Annotated in this window: 1 pseudogene; it reads right to left on the bottom strand. The window is 63.3% G+C overall.

The features are described 5' to 3' along the window. Positions 1-196: 196 nt before the first annotated feature. A pseudogene (locus tag RCF13_RS10730) lies at positions 197-376 on the bottom strand (dihydrolipoyl dehydrogenase); the annotation flags it as partial.

The following is a 376-nucleotide window of genomic DNA, read 5'->3' as shown; positions in this document are numbered from 1 at the left end:
GAATGGTCTGCCATGGAAAATCTCCCGCATGTGTGTCGATGGAGATTCGATTCTAGGCAGCGGCGGGGCCGGGATCAGCCGGGCATGGCCGGATGGATTATCCAGAAAAACGTCCCAATGAAAAACAGCCCGAAGGCCGGGAGGCGCTTCGGGCTGCGGTGCCTGCGTCCGGATGCAAGATCCGGCCAGCCAGGGTTTACTTCTTCTTCATCGGCGGCAGGTCGGTGCACACGCCTTCGGCCACTTCGGCCGCCATGCCCACCGATTCACCCAGCGTCGGGTGCGGGTGGATGGTCTTGGCGATGTCGATGACGTCCGCGCCCATTTCCACGGCCAGCGCCACTTCGCTGATCAGGTCGCCGGCATGGGTGCCGAC

Source organism: Stenotrophomonas maltophilia group sp. RNC7, assembly GCF_030910085.1.
GTDB lineage: Bacteria > Pseudomonadota > Gammaproteobacteria > Xanthomonadales > Xanthomonadaceae > Stenotrophomonas > Stenotrophomonas sepilia.
Note: the sequence above shows the minus strand (reverse complement) of the source record. Positions and strands in the feature narration are given on the sequence as shown.